We start from the raw sequence: 15,489 nt of genomic DNA, 5'->3' as shown, positions 1-15,489 counted from the left end.
GAGACGTCCTTGCCGCTGGCGAAGACCGGGAGAGCGGACGTGATGTCGGCAGGGAGCTCCTTGGCCTCGAGGCGGTCGAGGAGCGCCTTGCGCTCGGGGTTGGCGGCGGCCCACGCGTCGAACGACGTCTGCCAGGCGGCGCGCGTCTCGGCGGCCCGGTCGGCGAGAGCACGCGTGTGGGCGATCACGTCGTCGGCGACGACGAAGTGCTCCTCGGGGTCGAAGCCGAGGACCTTCTTGGTCGCTGCGAGCTCGTCGCCACCGAGGGCGGAGCCGTGGATCTTTCCGGAGTTCTGCTTGCCGGGCGACGGCCACCCGATGATCGTCTTGAGGATGATGAGCGACGGCTTGGAGGTCTCGCCCTTGGCGGCCTCGATGGCTGCGTTCAGTTCGGCGACGTCTTCGACGTACTCGCCGGTCTTCTTCCAGTCGACCGTCTGCACGTGCCATCCGTACGCCTCGTAGCGTGCGGCGACGTCCTCGGTGAACGCGACGTTGGTGTCATCCTCGATCGAGATCTGGTTGGAGTCGTAGATCGCGATGAGGTTGCCGAGCTGCTGGTGTCCCGCGAGCGAACCGGCCTCGCTGGTCACGCCCTCCTGCAGGTCGCCGTCACCGGCGATCACGTACACGAAGTGGTCGAACGGGCTCTCACCGGCCGGGGTCTCGGGGTCGAACAGGCCGCGCTCGTAGCGGGCGGCGTAGGCGAAGCCCACGGCGGAGGCGAGCCCCTGGCCGAGCGGGCCGGTCGTGATCTCGACGCCCTTGGTGTGGCCGTACTCGGGGTGACCCGGCGTCAGCGAGCCCCACGTGCGGAGCGACTTGAGGTCGTCGAGCTCGAGCCCGAAGCCGCCGAGGTACAGCTCGACGTACTGAGTGAGGGAGGAGTGACCCGCCGACAGGATGAAGCGGTCACGGCCGAGCCAGTGGGTGTCCTTCGGGTCGTGCCGAAGCACGTGCTGGTAGAGGAGATACGCGGCCGGAGCCAGGCTCATCGCAGTACCGGGGTGGCCGTTACCGACCTTCTCCACGGCATCCGCAGCCAGAAGGCGCGCGGTGTCCACTGCGCGCTGGTCGATGTCGTTCCACAAGAGATCAGTCATGAGAGGCCTTTCAGGGCACGTCAGAGGGAGCCGGGAGCGCTGCCCCGGGCACAAGGATGTAGCTACTTCTAAGACGGGAGGTAGTGGCTCAGGTGCTCGAACGGCGGCTGCGATGCCAGGTGGGACACGGCGGCGGCACCTACGGCGCATGCGGCGGCCAGAGAGTCTGCCGGCGAGTGCCCGGTCTGGAGCGCCAAGACGAGCGCAGCACAGAATGAGTCACCGGCACCAACGGTGTTCACGGCATCGACGGAGACGCCCTGAGCGCGAGCGATTTCCTTGCCATGGCTGTACAGGGCGGCGCCCTCGGACCCGTAGGTGACCGCGACCAGCGCCGCATCCGCGAGCTCCGGCATCAGCTCGCGCTCGGTCTCGTTCACGATGAAAAGGTCCACGCGCTTCAGGAGCCTCTCCGGGAGCGTCTGGGCCGGGGCTGCGTTGACTGCGATGAATCCGGGAGCTTTCGCGACGACTTCTTCCACCACGGACAGGGCGATCTCCAGCTGCATGAGCACAGCCTCGTCCTTGGCGAAGGCGACGCCGTCGACCGTGACCTGGTCGTTCGCACCCGGGCACACGGCGATCTGGTTCTCCGCGGCGGCATCGACGACGATGAGGGCGTTGCCTGTGGGAGCATCCACAATGAGCAAGTCTGTGACGTCGACACCAGCGTCCACCATCTCCGAGCGCATCCATTCGCCGTCAGCGTCCGCGCCGACAGCTCCCACCATACGAACCTGCCCGCCGAGCTTCGCGGCCGCGACCGCCTGGTTCGCACCCTTCCCGCCGAGGTCGCGGGCGAGACGTCCGCCGGCGATGGTTTCGCCAGGGGTCGGGAGCCGGTCGACGAAGGCGGTGATGTCGACGTTCGAGCTGCCGACGACAACAATGTGAGAGAGAGTGGATGACGCCATAGGAAGGTCTTTCGGGTTAGCTGGACTGGACTATCGACAGACCGATCTTGGGAAGAATGATGTACTTCGCCAGGTAGATCGGGGTGTCCTCGTATTCAGCGGTCTGCGTCAGGACGAGGACGGGGCTGGTCGCACTGACCTTGAGTTGTGAGCCCCGCGTTGCTCCCGCGACGTTCGCTGCGAGGTTGCAGACACCGCCGGAGAAGATGGAACCGAACTTGTCGAAGACCGCCGCGAGAAGCGTGCTCGGCTCCGCGGCCATATTGTCGAGTTCGCGCGCGATGCCGGGATGGATCTCGCTGAGGTAGCGGCCGGCTGGCAGGTGCTCTTGCGCAATCGCGATCGGGGAACCGTCGATGGACAGCACCGTCTCCCGGAACCAGGTGTTCGCGGCTGCATCGAGGGCGAGCTTATTGGAGACGAAATCGGTCGTGGACTGGAGGTCGAAGGTGACCTGCTCGACCGTGACTTCACCGTTCGGCTGCTCCAGCGCCCGCTCGATGGGGCGGAGCTCTTCCAGACCGATGTGCGGCAGCGATGAGGTTACGAACCGTCCGACACCGCGGCGCGTAACGATGAGACCGTCCTCCTCCAGGAGCATGAGGGCTTCGCGGACGACCGTGCGGCTGACGCGGAGGTTGACCGCGAGTTCCGTCTCGCGCGGAAGGACCTCACCGAGCGGAAAGACTCCGGAACGGATGCCGTGCGCGAGGCGGGAGTAGACCGCGATGCGCAGAGGCTGACCGACCGGGGCAGTCAGTTGCTGCTCGAGGAAGTCATCAATGGTGCTCATGCCGCGCTCCTTTGTCTAATACCGGCTAGACCATGATGTATGACATCCAGTGTTACACATGTCGTACCAAAGAGGTATAACTTCAGACCTCTCGATTCGATAACCATGGTTGGTCAATGCCGTGGTCCTACGTGCCCCTCCTGCGACACCGCGCATTCCCCAGCGCTTCAACTGCCGTTCATCTTCCGAAGGACACTCTTCCATTTATCACTCACAGCTTGGACGTCGTGTCCACAACCCGTCTGGCGGCGATAGCGAACACCTTGCGCCCGGCGGAGATGCGTGTGGCGGAGACCCTACGCAACTCCCCCGGCGAGGTCGTCGAGCTCACCGCGCAGGAGCTCGCGGACCGAGTCGGCGTGGCCCGAACCTCCGTGATCCGCACTCCCCAGGCGCTCGGGTATAACGGCTTCTCGCACCTGCGAGTTGAGCTCACCCGGCACGTGCATGCTCAGAAGGTCGGCTCGAACGCGATCCTCCCCGCGCAAGCCACGGAACTGGACTCGATGCGCGAGACGATCCTCCGCGCGCTGGCCGTTGCCTCCAGCAGCCTCGACCTGCTTCATCCGGAGGACGTGGACGCGGCCATCGACGCGCTGGCGACCGCGCGCCGGGTTCTGTGTGTCGCCAACGGATTGTCCACCCCGCTGGCCCTCGATTTCGCTCTGAGGCTGACCGCGCTGGGGGCAACCGTCGGTGCTCCGCTCGACGCTTTCTCTCAGCAGCTCACCGCAGGGCAGTTGGACTCTGGGGAGGTGCTGGTAGTCGTCAGCGGGTCGGGTGTTAACGAAGTGTCAGTGCGCGCGGCGCAAGCCGCACGTGACGGCGGTGGGACCGTGCTGGCGTTCACCGCGTTTGCGAAGTCCCCCCTGGCAACGGTTGCGGACATCGTTCTCGTCGCTGCGTCAGCAGGCTGGTCATTCCAGGAGGAGATCGAGACGACGTCGCGGCTCGGACTTGGCCTCCTGCTGAACGCACTCGTTGGCCGTGTCGCCACCCGCGGGGGCAAAACCAGCAGGAACGCGCAGCAGCGGGCACTCAGCATCGTCGCGGACAACCTGACCGACGGCGTTGACGTCGTCAAGCACCCACAAACCTCCCGCAGCCGTCTTCGGATCAGAAGGGCTCTGCCGGTGTCCGACTCTCGCGCCGATCTCCCAAATAGCTCCACGGGCGGTGCGGTCCCGCAGCACGGGTCTACGCAGTGATTTCGCGTCAGTTATTGCTGGAGAATGCGTCGTCGAAACGCCGCGTAGGAACGGGCCAGAGTAGTGATCTGACGAACCCGACCGCCTCGGCGGCGCCGCGCAGTCGGTCCATACCGGCGTCCTCCCATTCCACCGAGATCGGTCCGTCATATCCGATGGAGCGTAGGGCACGGAACGCGTCCTCCCACGGCACGTCTCCGCGACCGGTAGACACGAAGTCCCATGCACGCCGCGGGTCGCCCCACGGAAGATGCGACGACAGGATGCCACTCCGTCCGTCACGCGAGCGAAGCCTCGTGTCCTTGCAGTCGACGTGGTAGATCTTGTCGGCAAAGTCCGTGATGAAAGACACCGGGTCAACGCCCTGCCAGAGCATGTGGGACGGATCCCAGTTGAACCCAAACGCATCTCGGTGCTCAACCGCCTCGAGCGCACGAGCGCTGGTCCAGTAGTCGTAGGCGATTTCCGACGGGTGAACCTCGAGTGCGAACCGCACGCCTTCCCCGTCGAACACATCCAAGATGGGGTTCCATCGCCGGGCGAAGTCTTCGTACCCCTCGTCGATGACCGAGTCCGGAACGGGCGGAAACATAGCCACGTACTGCCAGATGGAAGACCCGCTGAACCCGACGACGGTGTCGACCCCGAGCTGACGGGCGACCTTCGCCGTCTGCTTCAACTCGTCGGCGGCTCGTTGTCTTACCCCTTCGGCAACCCCGTCTCCCCATACGCTTTCACGAACGATTCCCTTGTGGCGGAGGTCGATGGGGTTATCGCACACGGCCTGACCGGTGAGGTGATTGGAGATCGCACGGACGACGAGGCTGTTGTCCTCGAGGATCTGCTTCCGCTCAGCGAGGTACTCGCTGTCCTCCGCCGCACGCGCAACGTCGAGGTGCTCCCCCGAGCAGGCGAGCTCGACGCCGTCGTATCCCCACTGGGAGGCGTATTCGGCCACCTGACGAAGCGGCAGATCGACCCACTGTCCAGTGAACAGCGTGACGGGATTGGTTGCTGCGGACATCACACAGCCTCCTTTTGCGTAGGGATGGGACTCCATGAACGGCTTCGCGCTGAGGTGATCACAGCGTCCACGAGGCGTACGGACCGTGCACCGTCGGCGAAGGTCGGGAGCCCTTCCGGAGCCTCGCCGGTGCGCACCGCGGTGTAGGTGTCCAGGACGAAGGCGGCGAACGCGTCCACCCAACCCTGCGTGTGGCCGGAGGGCGCGAGGGACAGCCGACGCTGATCCGCGGAGCCCTGCGAGGGGTCGCGGACAATCGTCTGGGACCCGCGTTTGTTGCCGAACCACGCCGTCTCCGGGTTCTCCTGGTCGAATGCCGCGCTTCCCTGGGTGCCGTCGACCTCGAACCACAGCCGGTTCTTACGGCCGGCGGCCACCTGGGAGATGACCACGTTCGCGAGCCTGCCTTCCTCCGTGCGGAAGAGGGCGACCGCGTTGTCCTCCGTCATCACGGGCATGCGTGCGGCGGTCTTAGACTGCCCATCATCCCGAGCTGCGAAAGACTGCCCCCCGGCGCCTGGTCGCGTGTCGTAGACGATGTCCGTGGCCGCTGACACATCCGTGAACCGGGTGCCCGTGACGAACTCGACGAGGTCGCACCAGTGCGAGCCAATGTCAGCGAATGCGCGCGAGTCTCCGCCTTCGGCAGAGTCCACGCGCCACGAGGACGCATCCTCGTCCTGCATCCAATCCTGAAGGTAGTGACCGTGAATAGTGAGAACGCGGCCGAGGTCTCCACCCGCGATGCGCGCGCGAATCTCCCGAACCATCGGATGGAATCGGTACACGAAGGGCACCGTCGCGACGACACCGGCGTTCGCTGCGGCCTGGACGAGGTCGTCGGCGTCTTCGACGCTCACTGCGAGAGGCTTCTCGCAGATGACGTTGATGCCGGCGCTGATGACGGCGATCGCCTGCGGGTAGTGCTGGCTGTTCGGCGTGCAGATGTGAACCACATCAGGCTGGTCGGCAAGCAGCTCGTTGAGGTCCGCGTACCCGCGGCCCGCTCCGAACGCCTCGGCTGCTTCCTCGGACTTTCGTGCATTGCGCCCGAGGACACCGATGACCTGTGCGCCGGCGGCTCGTGCGGAACGCACGTGAACGGCGGCAATCATCCCCGTGCCGATAACAGCGATCCGAAGTTGATGAACGCTCATTCAGCGCTCCTGTTCTGTGAGAGCTGCTCGATGGCCGCACGTGCGCCACGGATGGCGAGGGCTGTACTGAACAACGTCGGGTTGACGGTGGTCGCGGTTGGGATGGTGCCATTGCCTCCGAGGTAGAGGTTGGAGAGGCCCCACACACGGGACCACGGGTCGATAACGCTCGTCCCGTCATCGGCAGCGCCCGTGCGGAAGGTGCCCTGGTAGTGCAGCGAGCTGCCTGCAGGGAGCAGACGCGCCTCGCCTCCCGGGATGACGTCCCCGAGGAGGGCGGCGGTGCGAGCTTGCAGCGCGATGGCCTGCTCGGCCTCAGCCTCTTCGCGTTCGGTCAGCGCGTAGTCGATGGTGATGTTCGGCATGCCGAAGGCGTCTGTCTCGTCGTCGCTGAATGTCAGTCCGTCCTCGAGTCGCGGGAACTTCCTCAGCGCCCATCCGACGTTCACGTACCCGTGGGCGTTGTCGGCCAGAGGGTGTCCTTCGGGCAAGGGCACGGGGCTGGTCTTCAGGTGCATCAGTTGCGCTGTGAACGGGTGAACACCTTCCACGAACGGGATACGGTTCATTGCGCTGACCAGGTCTCCCGCGGCGGTGACCATGTTCTCGCCGACGGGGACCCCGTCTGGGAACACCTGCTGGACGGTGCGGTCGCTCAGTGCGACGATGCCGAAGATCACCGGGTGCTCCGTGAGATAGCGTCCGAGCGCCGCAGGGCGAACCCCGGATGCCCACAGGAGCTGCGGCGTGCGGAACGCATCCGCTGCAACGACGACGAGGTCCGCGCTTTCGACGTAGTCCTCGCCGGTCTTCCGGTTGCGGAGGAACACGCCGGTCACCGTGTCGCCGTCGAGCTCCAGTTTGGTCGCGAGTGTCGACGCCCGCAGCTCGAAGCGTCGACCGCGCTCGGAGGTGTCGTCGAGGATGTCGCCGAGGATGGTGTCGGTGCCCGTCCATCGCACTTCGCCGCGTTCCTGGCTGACGGCTGTGGGGAAGATGCCGACTTCGCGCCCCGCGGGGAGGGTCTTGTTCCACTCTGCGGCGACGGTGTCGCGAACGACCTTGCCGAGAGAGGAGTCTGCGAAGGCGTTCTTCACGACGTGAAGGAGCTTCTCGGCGTCAGTGATGAGTCCGTCCCATTCCGCGTCGTCGATGAAGTCCACCCGTTCGGTGTCCTCAGGGCGGGGCGTTGCACATGTCCAGTGCGCGCCCTGGCCGCCGACGCCCGTGGATTGCGCGGCTGCCGGCATACCGGCCGAGTGACCGGAGTGCTCTGAGCCGTCATCGACGAGGTGGGTGCCCTGGCGCGCGGTGAGCGTGCCCTCCACCGCGACGGCACCGGGGACGCTGGCGCCGAGACCGGTGGAGTTGGGCCCCTGCGCGGCAACCCGTCCCGCAGCCTGTGCGGCACGGTCAGCGATGTTGCGAAGGTTTTCCCCGCGGTGGGGCGATAGGTCGGGGCCCGCCTCCACCATCAGCACATTCACGTCGGGGAGCGCGTCAAGCAGCAGCCGGGTGTACACCGAACCGATGGGGCCGCTGCCGACAACGATGACGCGAGTCATGAACGCGCCGCCTCGGCAACGCTCGTGATGACGGCGGTCTCCAGCTCGTGATGCTGCTTGATGAGGGCGGCGACGTCGACGTCATCGACCTCGGTGAAGGTGTGGCCTTCCCACTCGGAGGAGATGGAGCCGCTGTACCCGCCTTCGACGAGCACGCGTATCGCCTTCTCGTAGTCGATGGAGGGCTCGATGCCATTCTCGAAGCTGTAGAACTTGCCGTGGACGTGGACCGTCTGAGGCAGGATTTCGGCCCAGCTTTCCACCGTCTCGTGACCGAACATCGCGAAGGCGAGCTGCATCTCAGCGATGGCGTCGGCGTCGACGCCGGCGGCCTGGGCGCCTTCGGACCACGTCGCATAACGCTCATGCGGCAGTCCGTCCTGCGCCCAGATCTCCTGGAGCGTTGCGAGCTGCTTCTGAGGAATGCCGGCACGGGCGCCGAGGTCGACGAATCCCGGCGGGATGGCGCGCATGGTGGAGCTGAAGTCGGGGATGAATCCGAGGCGCTCGGACTGCAAGCGGTCGTAGAGCTCGCGGACGCGAACGACGGCGGGCGTCAGAGCACCCTCTGGCGCATGGATCTCCATACCGAGTGTGACGCCGGCGCGCTCTGCAATGGGAGCTGCGAGTTCGAGCACCTCGGGAGTGGCTCCCATCTGGATACGGAGGATCGGGAACTGGAGTCGTCGTGCCGCTTCGATCTGAACGGCGAGGTAGTCGAGCATCTCGTCGGTATTCAAGAACCGGTCTGGGCGCAGCGCGACATCGATGTTGGAGCCGAGGGAGGTGCCCACCAACCCGTAGGTGTCGAGCAGGCCGCGCCAGAAGTTCACGAAGCTGTCGTCGACGTGCGGGTAGTTGCGGATGGACTGGAAGCCGACGATCTCGACGCCGGGTCCGATACCGCGACCCGCGACCTCTTTGACAATTTGCTCAAGGTCGAACTTGCGGGCCACCCACTCGTTGGTGAAGGAGTAGAGCGTCGTGCCGAGGGAGATCTGAGTCCCTGCGATGGTCGTTGTCATGTGGCTGTTCCTCATCACTTGGCGGTGAGCTGCTTGGTGACAGTCACGGAGTTGGGAAGGGCCTTCTCGGGCCCCACGATGATGTATGGGATGCGCATGTCCATGCGCACGGTGACGTCGTGGACGGAGCCCGGAGCGATGTCGACACCCGGGACGTGAATGCCGCCGGAATCCTGGATGAACCAGACCTCGTCCACGTGGGATCCGAACTCGCCGAGCGGGAAGCTCTTGTCGTTCAGCAGCAGGCGCGCTTCGTTGAGGTCCAGCGGAGCACCGTCGAGGTGGACGGTCACTCCCTCGATGCAGGACAGGGGCAGGCTGCGGTACCAGGGGATCTGCACGTTCAGTCGGATTCCATCCGGTTCGCTCTGCAACGCAGCCGCGCCAAGCAGTCCATTCTTGAGACTCATCTCACACTCCTCCATGTTGAAGACTTTTGCTTAGATTAGCTCAAAGTCCCCCGATTCTGGAAGCAGATCGCGTTGACTTTCGCGCGAACGTGTATAAAGTAGCGTTCGTTCACGTGACCGCGTGCACACCCGCCTAGACACCTAAGGCTCAAGGATGAGTAATACACCGCGAACCACAGCACCCGAAGCTGAACTGTCCGAGTCCCGCAACCACATCGTGGTGAGCCCGAGCCGGGTCGGTTGGGGCGAGAAGGTCGCGTACGGCCTCGGAGACTTCGCCTCCAACATGTCGTGGACCACCATCACCACGTACCTGCTGTTCTTCTACACGAATGTCGCGCTGATCCCCGCGGCTGTCACCGGAGTGCTGTTCCTCGTCGCCCGCATCATCGACGCGGTCATCGACCCGTTCATCGGCATCTGGCTCGACCGCACCAACACCCGCTTCGGTCGCGCGCGCCCGTTCCTTCTCTTCGGCGCGATCCCGCTTGCTGTCCTGACGACGCTCAGCTTCGTCACTCCCGACGCCGACCAGGGCATCCAGATCGCCTGGGCCTTCGGGACGTTCCTCATCGTGGGCATCCTGTACTCCGTCGTCAACATCCCCTACGGCGCTCTCATGCCGATGATGACGCGCGACTCGAAGGTCCGCCTTCAGCTCGGAAGCCTCCGGATCGCCGGTCTCGCCATCGCGACCCTCCTCATCTCGCTGGCCACCATGCCGCTGGTTGAGTACTTCGGCCAGGGCAACCAGCAGATCGGCTTCGTGACCGTCGTCGGTCTCTACTCCCTGCTCTCGGTCATCGGGTTCTTCCTCGTCTTCGCCATCTGCAAGGAGCGCGTATACAAAGCGAAGTCCATCGCGGCGCGGACCACGAAGGAGCCGCTGCGCCCCGCCATCAAGGCTGCGTTCCGAAACCGGCCATGGCTCTCGGTCTTCATCAGTTCCGTGTTCGCGTTCACGCGCCTGGGTGTCATCCTCGGAGGCGCCGTCTACTACGGCATGTACGTGCTTGAGGCCAGCTGGGCCGTCGGCATCCTGCTCACCTCCTACGGCATCGCGATGCTCCTGGGCTCCGCCCTTTGCCCCCCGATCCTCCTCCGCCTCGGACGCCGCAATGGAACCCTTCTCGGCCTCGGCATCAACATCGTGGCAACCGCCCTTCTGTTCACCTTCATGGACAACGTCTGGGTTTCCTGCGCTCTATTCTTCGTCGCCAGTGTCGTCGGCGGCTTCGGACTCATCGCCGCCCCGCCGATGGTGGCCGACTCCGTCGACTACCAGGAGTACCGCACTGGCACGCGCAACGAAGGACTGCTCTACTCGGGGTACAGCTTCGGCACTAAGGTGGGCAACGCCGTCGGCGCCGCGCTGTTCGCAGGATTTCTCGCATGGTTCGCCTATGACCCGACTCAGCTGACGGAGGGTGCGATCTTCGGAATCGCGCTGGCCTTCATCGCCATACCTATCGGCCTGGCCATCCTGCAGGGCATCGCACTCGCGTTCTACGACCTAGACGCGAAGCACGCCGGTATCGTCGAGAGTCTTCGGGCTCGCGAAGCAGCCTAAGCAACATGACGTCGAGGAGGCACGGTGGCTGACCACACCCAGACGCTCGCTCTGATTATCGACCTGATCCGCTCAGGCCGCGCGGTAACGCGGCCTGAGCTGGCTCGACAGACCGACCTCGGTCGCGGGGTCATCGGACAGCGCGTCGAAGATGGAATCGTCACCGGCCTCCTCGTCGAAGACAACCAGGCCCTGTCCACGGGAGGGCGCCCGTCTAAGGTTCTGCGAATCGCAGCGGAACGCGGCATCGTGCTCGCCGCTGTCTTCGGAGCCTCGCGCCTCCATGTGGCGGTCGCCGACCTCTCAGGCAAGATCCTCAACCATGACCTGACGCCATGGAACGTGGACGACGGGCCGGAGAGCTCACTCGCTCACCTCATCTCCCGTGCCAACCAACTCCTCGAACAGCACCCAGGACGATCGCTGTGGGCGGCGGCCGTGGGCGTCCCGGGCCCGGTGAACTTCAGAGCGGGCAGACCGGTGGCCCCGCCCATCATGCCCGGATGGGACAACTTCCCGATACGTGAGCGCCTCGAAGCCCGGTTCGACGTTCCTGTGTGGGTCGATAACGACGTCAATTTGATGGCGCTCGGAGCATGGCACGAGACTCGCCTCGATAGTGGCGACGACATGATTCTGGTGAAGGCTGGTACCGGCGTCGGTGCCGGCCTGATCTCGCATGGACTGCTTCACCGCGGTGCACGCGGCGGAGCAGGCGACATCGCACACAACGCCATCGCCGAGCGCTCAACGGTCCGTTGTCGCTGCGGCAACCTCGGATGTCTGGAAGCGTATGCAGGCGGGTGGGCGCTCGCTCGAGACGCCGAACTCGCGGCGCGCAGCGGAGAAAGCGAATTCCTCGCAAACCTGGTGAAGGTCGCCGGTCAGCTCAGCGTAGAAGACGTCATCACCGGGGCGCTGAACAACGAGGCCGTCTGTGTGGAACTAGTCGGCCGCGCAGGGACTCTTATCGGACGTGAGCTGTCCGTTCTTGTCAACTTTTTCAACCCGGCAACGGTGCTCATCAGCGGAAGCCTAATACGCACCAACGAACTGTTCTTGACGCCCCTCCGCGACGCCGTGGCCGCCCGGTCGCTGCCCATCGCGACAGAAGAGCTAGTCCTCGCCGAGGCTCCACTGGCTCACTCGGAAGGCATCATCGGCGCCGCCGTACTCGCGCTCAACGAGGTATTCTCCGCACGGTTCCTATCGCGGTGGATCGGGCAGGACGGGCCCCGGGGATTGCGATCTGCGTTGGCTGAAACCGTCACCTCACCATTGGCAGCCACCAAGCGAAATCTGCGAGACGATGCTTCCTAGCGGTAAACAACCAGGGTGATCGTGCTGCCCGGTAAACCTCGCCGAAGATCATGGATCTCATTCTCGATTCATGGGCGTCTCGCTTCCGCCAGCGCTTCGAAGCAAGGGGGCGGCGTATATGGCAGCAGACTTTGCGATGGCGTCGACTCCCACCGAGCCACCATTAGCTCGTACTACCTCCTGCTCGCGTTGCCGATGTGAGACCGCTTCTCGCGGCGATGACACGACGAACCCGCGTCCCGGTCGTGGCAGCGAGAACCCGCGTCCCGGTCGTGGCAGCGAGAGTGCGGGCCTGTGGTAGCGGCGGTGAGGGTGGAACCGAGCCGCGTTCGCGTCGCAGCGCGAAGAACGTTCCCCAAGGGCCGGGGCGGCATCGGCAGATTCCGCATCAGAAATGCACCACGCCTCGCCCCGGATACGGAAAAATCTCCGATTTCTCGGGGGTTTCGGGGACGGTGGGATTTAAACCCACCGACACGCTGATGGACATTGCTCTCAGCTAGGCAGAACTCTTAGCGTCAAGCTAGCAAGCATGTGAATAGCGATCGGCCTACGCACTGGGGCGACAGGCGACAGGCGTCGGACGTTCGCCGACAACTGTTTCCATACACTCGGAGGGGTTTCCGCTTGTTCGTCGACGCGGCTCCATTAAAACGGCTCACACCGTTCGCCGTTCGCTGTTCGCCTGCAGTCCCGCCTGCCCAACTGCACCTGGCCCCGGCCAGCCGCGGCGGCCTCCTCGCTCCCGAAGCGCAGCGAAACGGTAGATTCTCACTTCGCGCAGGATCTGCACTTTAGAGCATGGCCGTCTCACTGGCTCGAAATCCGATTGACGGGTCCAACTGCGTTGATATCCCATAACAGCCGGAATAACGCGGGAGAACAGGTTGCAGTGGATACAGCCCCACTGCGTCGCACCGTGCGACAACCGCCCGGGTTCCAGCAGATGCGACAAGTGCGACTCCCCCGCCGCCGAACCGCGCTTAGAGATGGTGACGACGCAGCCGCTCGTCACCCTCGGGCGAATTCCAGCAAACGACCGCCTACCAACACATCTCCGGCGATACCACGGGCCACGAAAAACTCATCGCGCCGACGACCGCACAGTTTCAGTCCGACGGTGGCACCGTCGCCGAAGAGAATACAGCCGTCAACCACAACAAGCAGTTCGACCACCTCGTCTCCGCGCTCGGCGACGACAGCCGCTGGCGCCACTACAACAAGTTCGATGTGTGCCACATCACGATCGACGGCGACCTGGTGCTCGACATCCGAGATCTCGCCCGCCGGATTCATGTCCCGGAACCTCTTTCACTACTTGGCAAACTGTGTTCTCGGCAGTCGCAGAGTCGCCCGAAGGCGAAACGCTCACGGACGCATACTCCGCCGCGCAGCACGACGGCGAGATGCCGGCGCTGCCGAGTTGCGCATCGTCGTCAACGTCACCTTCCTCATGGAGTACTTCGTGGCATGCCTCAAGGGGCCGTTCCGGAATGACGCCGCTTTCGACGCGGCACCCGCGCACCGGAAAAGATGATTCCGTTGGGCAGCGAAGCGGTACTGAGTAGGGCGCACATCGTCGTCGCGTGGGCCGGGGCAGGCAAGCCGGCGGACCACGCGCGGAGGCGCTCATCGTTCGGAATGCACGCGCCGCCGACGACCCGCGGGCGAAAGCAGCAGGTAAGTGTCTCGCCCGGTCGAGGTCACCTTGGATTCAGCCATCCGGCGACATTGCCGCTTGCCTGGCATACCTTTTTCAGCGCCTATCGAGGAAGGACCTGAGAGTTGGCCCGTCCAAGCACGGGTTCTCCCCCGCGATAACGGACTGCCGCATGTCGCTCAGCGCGGACACGACTGAGCCCTAACCTGGCCCGCAAGTGCCAACTTCGGGTGTCAACGAGTGCTCCGCGGCCCCGAGGAAATCGCCAGCGCGAAGAACAAAGGACCGCTTCGACAAGGCTGTTGTATGGCCCGACCCGAATCAGTTTCCGACAACCACACCTACGGCTACATGAAGCGAGATCGCGCAACCGCTCGCGACCGCTGGGGATGACCTCGACGGGGCCACCGTCAGGGCGGCGTCCCAGAATTCTGAGCGGTTATCATCGAAGGGGCCGTCGAACGACTCCACCAGGGCTTGCATGACGGCGTCGCGGTGAACTCGAATTCGCGAGTTCTCGATAGCCGCGCGACGACCGAAAGCGTCGAAGGACGGCGGGACCGCCACGAACTCCCGCATGAGGGTCCACGCCACCAGCGCCTGGAACGCGTCGCGGCCGTCGATGCCACCCAACGAGAAATCGAGCGCATCTGCCCATCGGTCGAGAATTCGTGTGGCGATCAAGTCCTCGAGGCGCGACCCGCCCGAGAGGTCGAGGATGAGGTCGCCGTCGCCGATGCGTCGGTCATCGAGCTCGCCCTGATAGCGAACCCACGCGGGGACGCCTTCGTCGGCGACGAAGCCTCCGTGGCCGGTGACGGCTTCGTCGATGATATTCGTCAAGCGGGTGAGACGGGATATGAAGACTCTCTTCCGTTGGGGCCGTGCTGTCTGGGCCGACCGACAACGTCTCGATGCGCGGCGTCAACCGCTCCCATGGACCACGCCCTTGCCGGGAGGCTGAGTGATATGCGGCGATTCGGAGGTTGCCCCTCCGCTCTGGTCGCATCGAGACGGCACTGCCCGCATAGGTGCCCGCATTGCTGCCCTCATTGAGTTCGTCATAACAGTCCGCCGACAGGGTCAAGACCTCCGCGAACCCAGTGATACCGGGCTCTGTCGGGCAAGGCCGGGATTGCGAGGGATACTCGAACCGAAGTCAGGGGGTCAGGGGTTCGAGTCCCCTCAGGTCCACAACGAAACCCGCGAGAGATCGCGGGTTTTCTTGTTTTCTCCCACTCCTGAGTTCGTGGCCGACTATGGGGTCGGCTCGAAGAGGTCGCCGATCTCGCACAGGACGGAACCGTCGGGAAGCGCCCACACTGCGCGATCACCCTGCACCATCGGGCGCAGCAGACCGAGTCCGGGAATCGATGGCCAACTGTTGCCGCGCAGGAACTCCCCCTCCTGGAGGAACGACGCGACGGCGACGGCCAGCCGGTGATGCTGCTCGGCGCACACGCGCAGCGTCCGACCGGCGACATCGAGGTGCGCGGCCAAGGTCCCCTGCGCCCCGACCTCGATTCGGGCGACGAGAGGGTCAGTCGGCAAGCCGACCACGGCGAAGTCCCGGACCGCAGCCTGCATCATGTTCTCCGCCCGGAACCGGTGACGCAGACGCGTCCGTGTCAGCGCACCCATCGGCAGCGCTCCTCTCATCCGGCGACTCACGCACGACCGTGCCGTCCCGCCTCCATCTAAGAGACTCGCGAATCCGTTTTCCGTTACGCGACGAGTCGA

The 15,489-nt window shown here is 64.7% G+C and carries 13 protein-coding genes and 1 pseudogene; 3 read left to right on the top strand and 11 right to left on the bottom strand.

Annotated features, from left to right (window positions below; genetic code table 11):
* From ACTJKH_RS13240 to ACTJKH_RS13230, 3 genes and pseudogenes are all read right to left on the bottom strand, one after another.
* Positions 1–1,103 (bottom strand): annotated as a pseudogene (locus ACTJKH_RS13240) (transketolase); the annotation flags it as partial.
* A 68-nt stretch (positions 1,104–1,171) separates the two neighbouring features.
* Entirely contained in the window at positions 1,172–2,017 is an 846-nt protein-coding gene (locus ACTJKH_RS13235) for a ribokinase (RefSeq protein WP_440737295.1), read from the bottom strand.
* A gap of 16 nt (positions 2,018–2,033) precedes the next feature.
* On the bottom strand, positions 2,034–2,810 hold the full coding sequence (locus tag ACTJKH_RS13230) for a GntR family transcriptional regulator (RefSeq protein WP_440737294.1): 777 nt from the start codon (positions 2,808–2,810) through the stop codon (positions 2,034–2,036).
* 227 nt (positions 2,811–3,037) lie between these two features.
* Between ACTJKH_RS13230 and ACTJKH_RS13225 the strand changes: the two genes are divergently transcribed.
* Complete coding sequence (locus ACTJKH_RS13225) at positions 3,038–4,018, top strand: MurR/RpiR family transcriptional regulator (protein WP_440737299.1); 981 nt, start codon at positions 3,038–3,040, stop codon at positions 4,016–4,018.
* A 7-nt stretch (positions 4,019–4,025) separates the two neighbouring features.
* Here ACTJKH_RS13225 and ACTJKH_RS13220 read toward each other — a convergent pair whose 3' ends face one another.
* From ACTJKH_RS13220 to ACTJKH_RS13200, 5 genes are read right to left on the bottom strand one after another with little or no spacing between them, the layout of a single operon-like run.
* Positions 4,026–5,078, bottom strand: coding sequence for a sugar phosphate isomerase/epimerase family protein (locus ACTJKH_RS13220; RefSeq protein WP_440737293.1), 1,053 nt, complete (start codon positions 5,076–5,078; stop codon positions 4,026–4,028).
* The gene (locus ACTJKH_RS13215; protein ID WP_440737292.1) at positions 5,042–6,199 is read right to left on the bottom strand and encodes a Gfo/Idh/MocA family protein; all 1,158 of its coding nucleotides are present in this window, start codon (positions 6,197–6,199) and stop codon (positions 5,042–5,044) included. The genes ACTJKH_RS13220 and ACTJKH_RS13215 overlap by 37 nt, the downstream gene beginning before the upstream one ends.
* The gene (locus tag ACTJKH_RS13210) at positions 6,196–7,764 is read right to left on the bottom strand and encodes a GMC oxidoreductase (RefSeq protein ID WP_440737291.1); all 1,569 of its coding nucleotides are present in this window, start codon (positions 7,762–7,764) and stop codon (positions 6,196–6,198) included. Before ACTJKH_RS13210 ends, ACTJKH_RS13215 begins: the two co-directional genes overlap by 4 nt.
* A complete protein-coding gene (locus ACTJKH_RS13205) occupies positions 7,761–8,789 on the bottom strand; it encodes a sugar phosphate isomerase/epimerase family protein (RefSeq protein WP_440737290.1) in 1,029 nt (342 codons plus the stop codon). The genes ACTJKH_RS13210 and ACTJKH_RS13205 overlap by 4 nt, the downstream gene beginning before the upstream one ends.
* 14 nt (positions 8,790–8,803) lie before the next feature.
* The gene (locus ACTJKH_RS13200; RefSeq protein ID WP_440737289.1) at positions 8,804–9,199 is read right to left on the bottom strand and encodes a C-glycoside deglycosidase beta subunit domain-containing protein; all 396 of its coding nucleotides are present in this window, start codon (positions 9,197–9,199) and stop codon (positions 8,804–8,806) included.
* A gap of 154 nt (positions 9,200–9,353) precedes the next feature.
* Here ACTJKH_RS13200 and ACTJKH_RS13195 point away from each other — a divergent pair, with 154 nt between their 5' ends.
* Together ACTJKH_RS13195 and ACTJKH_RS13190 are read left to right on the top strand one after the other, a co-directional pair.
* The gene (locus ACTJKH_RS13195) at positions 9,354–10,769 is read left to right on the top strand and encodes an MFS transporter (protein ID WP_440737288.1); all 1,416 of its coding nucleotides are present in this window, start codon (positions 9,354–9,356) and stop codon (positions 10,767–10,769) included.
* A 24-nt stretch (positions 10,770–10,793) separates the two neighbouring features.
* On the top strand, positions 10,794–12,089 hold the full coding sequence (locus ACTJKH_RS13190) for an ROK family protein (protein WP_440737287.1): 1,296 nt from the start codon (positions 10,794–10,796) through the stop codon (positions 12,087–12,089).
* Positions 12,090–13,100: 1,011 nt separating this feature from the next.
* Here ACTJKH_RS13190 and ACTJKH_RS13185 read toward each other — a convergent pair.
* The 3 genes from ACTJKH_RS13185 to ACTJKH_RS13175 all read right to left on the bottom strand — a co-directional run bounded on the left by ACTJKH_RS13185 (position 13,101) and on the right by ACTJKH_RS13175 (position 15,390).
* On the bottom strand, positions 13,101–13,385 hold the full coding sequence (locus ACTJKH_RS13185) for a hypothetical protein (RefSeq protein WP_440737286.1): 285 nt from the start codon (positions 13,383–13,385) through the stop codon (positions 13,101–13,103).
* Positions 13,386–14,070: 685 nt separating this feature from the next.
* Positions 14,071–14,592 carry a hypothetical protein gene (locus tag ACTJKH_RS13180; protein WP_440737285.1) on the bottom strand — a complete coding sequence of 174 codons (522 nt, stop codon included), beginning with the start codon at positions 14,590–14,592 and terminating at the stop codon, positions 14,071–14,073.
* Between the two features lie 414 nt (positions 14,593–15,006).
* Positions 15,007–15,390, bottom strand: coding sequence for a hypothetical protein (locus ACTJKH_RS13175; RefSeq protein WP_440737284.1), 384 nt, complete (start codon positions 15,388–15,390; stop codon positions 15,007–15,009).
* Positions 15,391–15,489 lie beyond the last annotated feature (99 nt).

It is taken from the genome of Microbacterium sp. 22215 (assembly GCF_052045655.1).
Classification (GTDB): Bacteria; Actinomycetota; Actinomycetes; order Actinomycetales; family Microbacteriaceae; genus Microbacterium; species Microbacterium phyllosphaerae.
This window is presented reverse-complemented; position numbering and strand designations above follow the sequence as displayed.

What these genes read in the sequence shown, in the direction of transcription:
- ACTJKH_RS13235 (WP_440737295.1), bottom strand. Translation starts at nt 2,017, where the DNA reads ATGGCGTCATCCACTCTCTCTCACATTGTTGTCGTCGGCAGCTCGAAC.
- ACTJKH_RS13230 (WP_440737294.1), bottom strand. Translation starts at nt 2,810, where the DNA reads ATGAGCACCATTGATGACTTCCTCGAGCAGCAACTGACTGCCCCGGTC.
- ACTJKH_RS13220 (WP_440737293.1), bottom strand. Translation starts at nt 5,078, where the DNA reads ATGGAGTCCCATCCCTACGCAAAAGGAGGCTGTGTGATGTCCGCAGCA.
- ACTJKH_RS13215 (WP_440737292.1), bottom strand. Translation starts at nt 6,199, where the DNA reads ATGAGCGTTCATCAACTTCGGATCGCTGTTATCGGCACGGGGATGATT.
- ACTJKH_RS13210 (WP_440737291.1), bottom strand. Translation starts at nt 7,764, where the DNA reads ATGACTCGCGTCATCGTTGTCGGCAGCGGCCCCATCGGTTCGGTGTAC.
- ACTJKH_RS13205 (WP_440737290.1), bottom strand. Translation starts at nt 8,789, where the DNA reads ATGACAACGACCATCGCAGGGACTCAGATCTCCCTCGGCACGACGCTC.
- ACTJKH_RS13200 (WP_440737289.1), bottom strand. Translation starts at nt 9,199, where the DNA reads ATGAGTCTCAAGAATGGACTGCTTGGCGCGGCTGCGTTGCAGAGCGAA.
- ACTJKH_RS13195 (WP_440737288.1), top strand. Translation starts at nt 9,354, where the DNA reads ATGAGTAATACACCGCGAACCACAGCACCCGAAGCTGAACTGTCCGAG.
- ACTJKH_RS13185 (WP_440737286.1), bottom strand. Translation starts at nt 13,385, where the DNA reads ATGAATCCGGCGGGCGAGATCTCGGATGTCGAGCACCAGGTCGCCGTC.
- ACTJKH_RS13175 (WP_440737284.1), bottom strand. Translation starts at nt 15,390, where the DNA reads ATGGGTGCGCTGACACGGACGCGTCTGCGTCACCGGTTCCGGGCGGAG.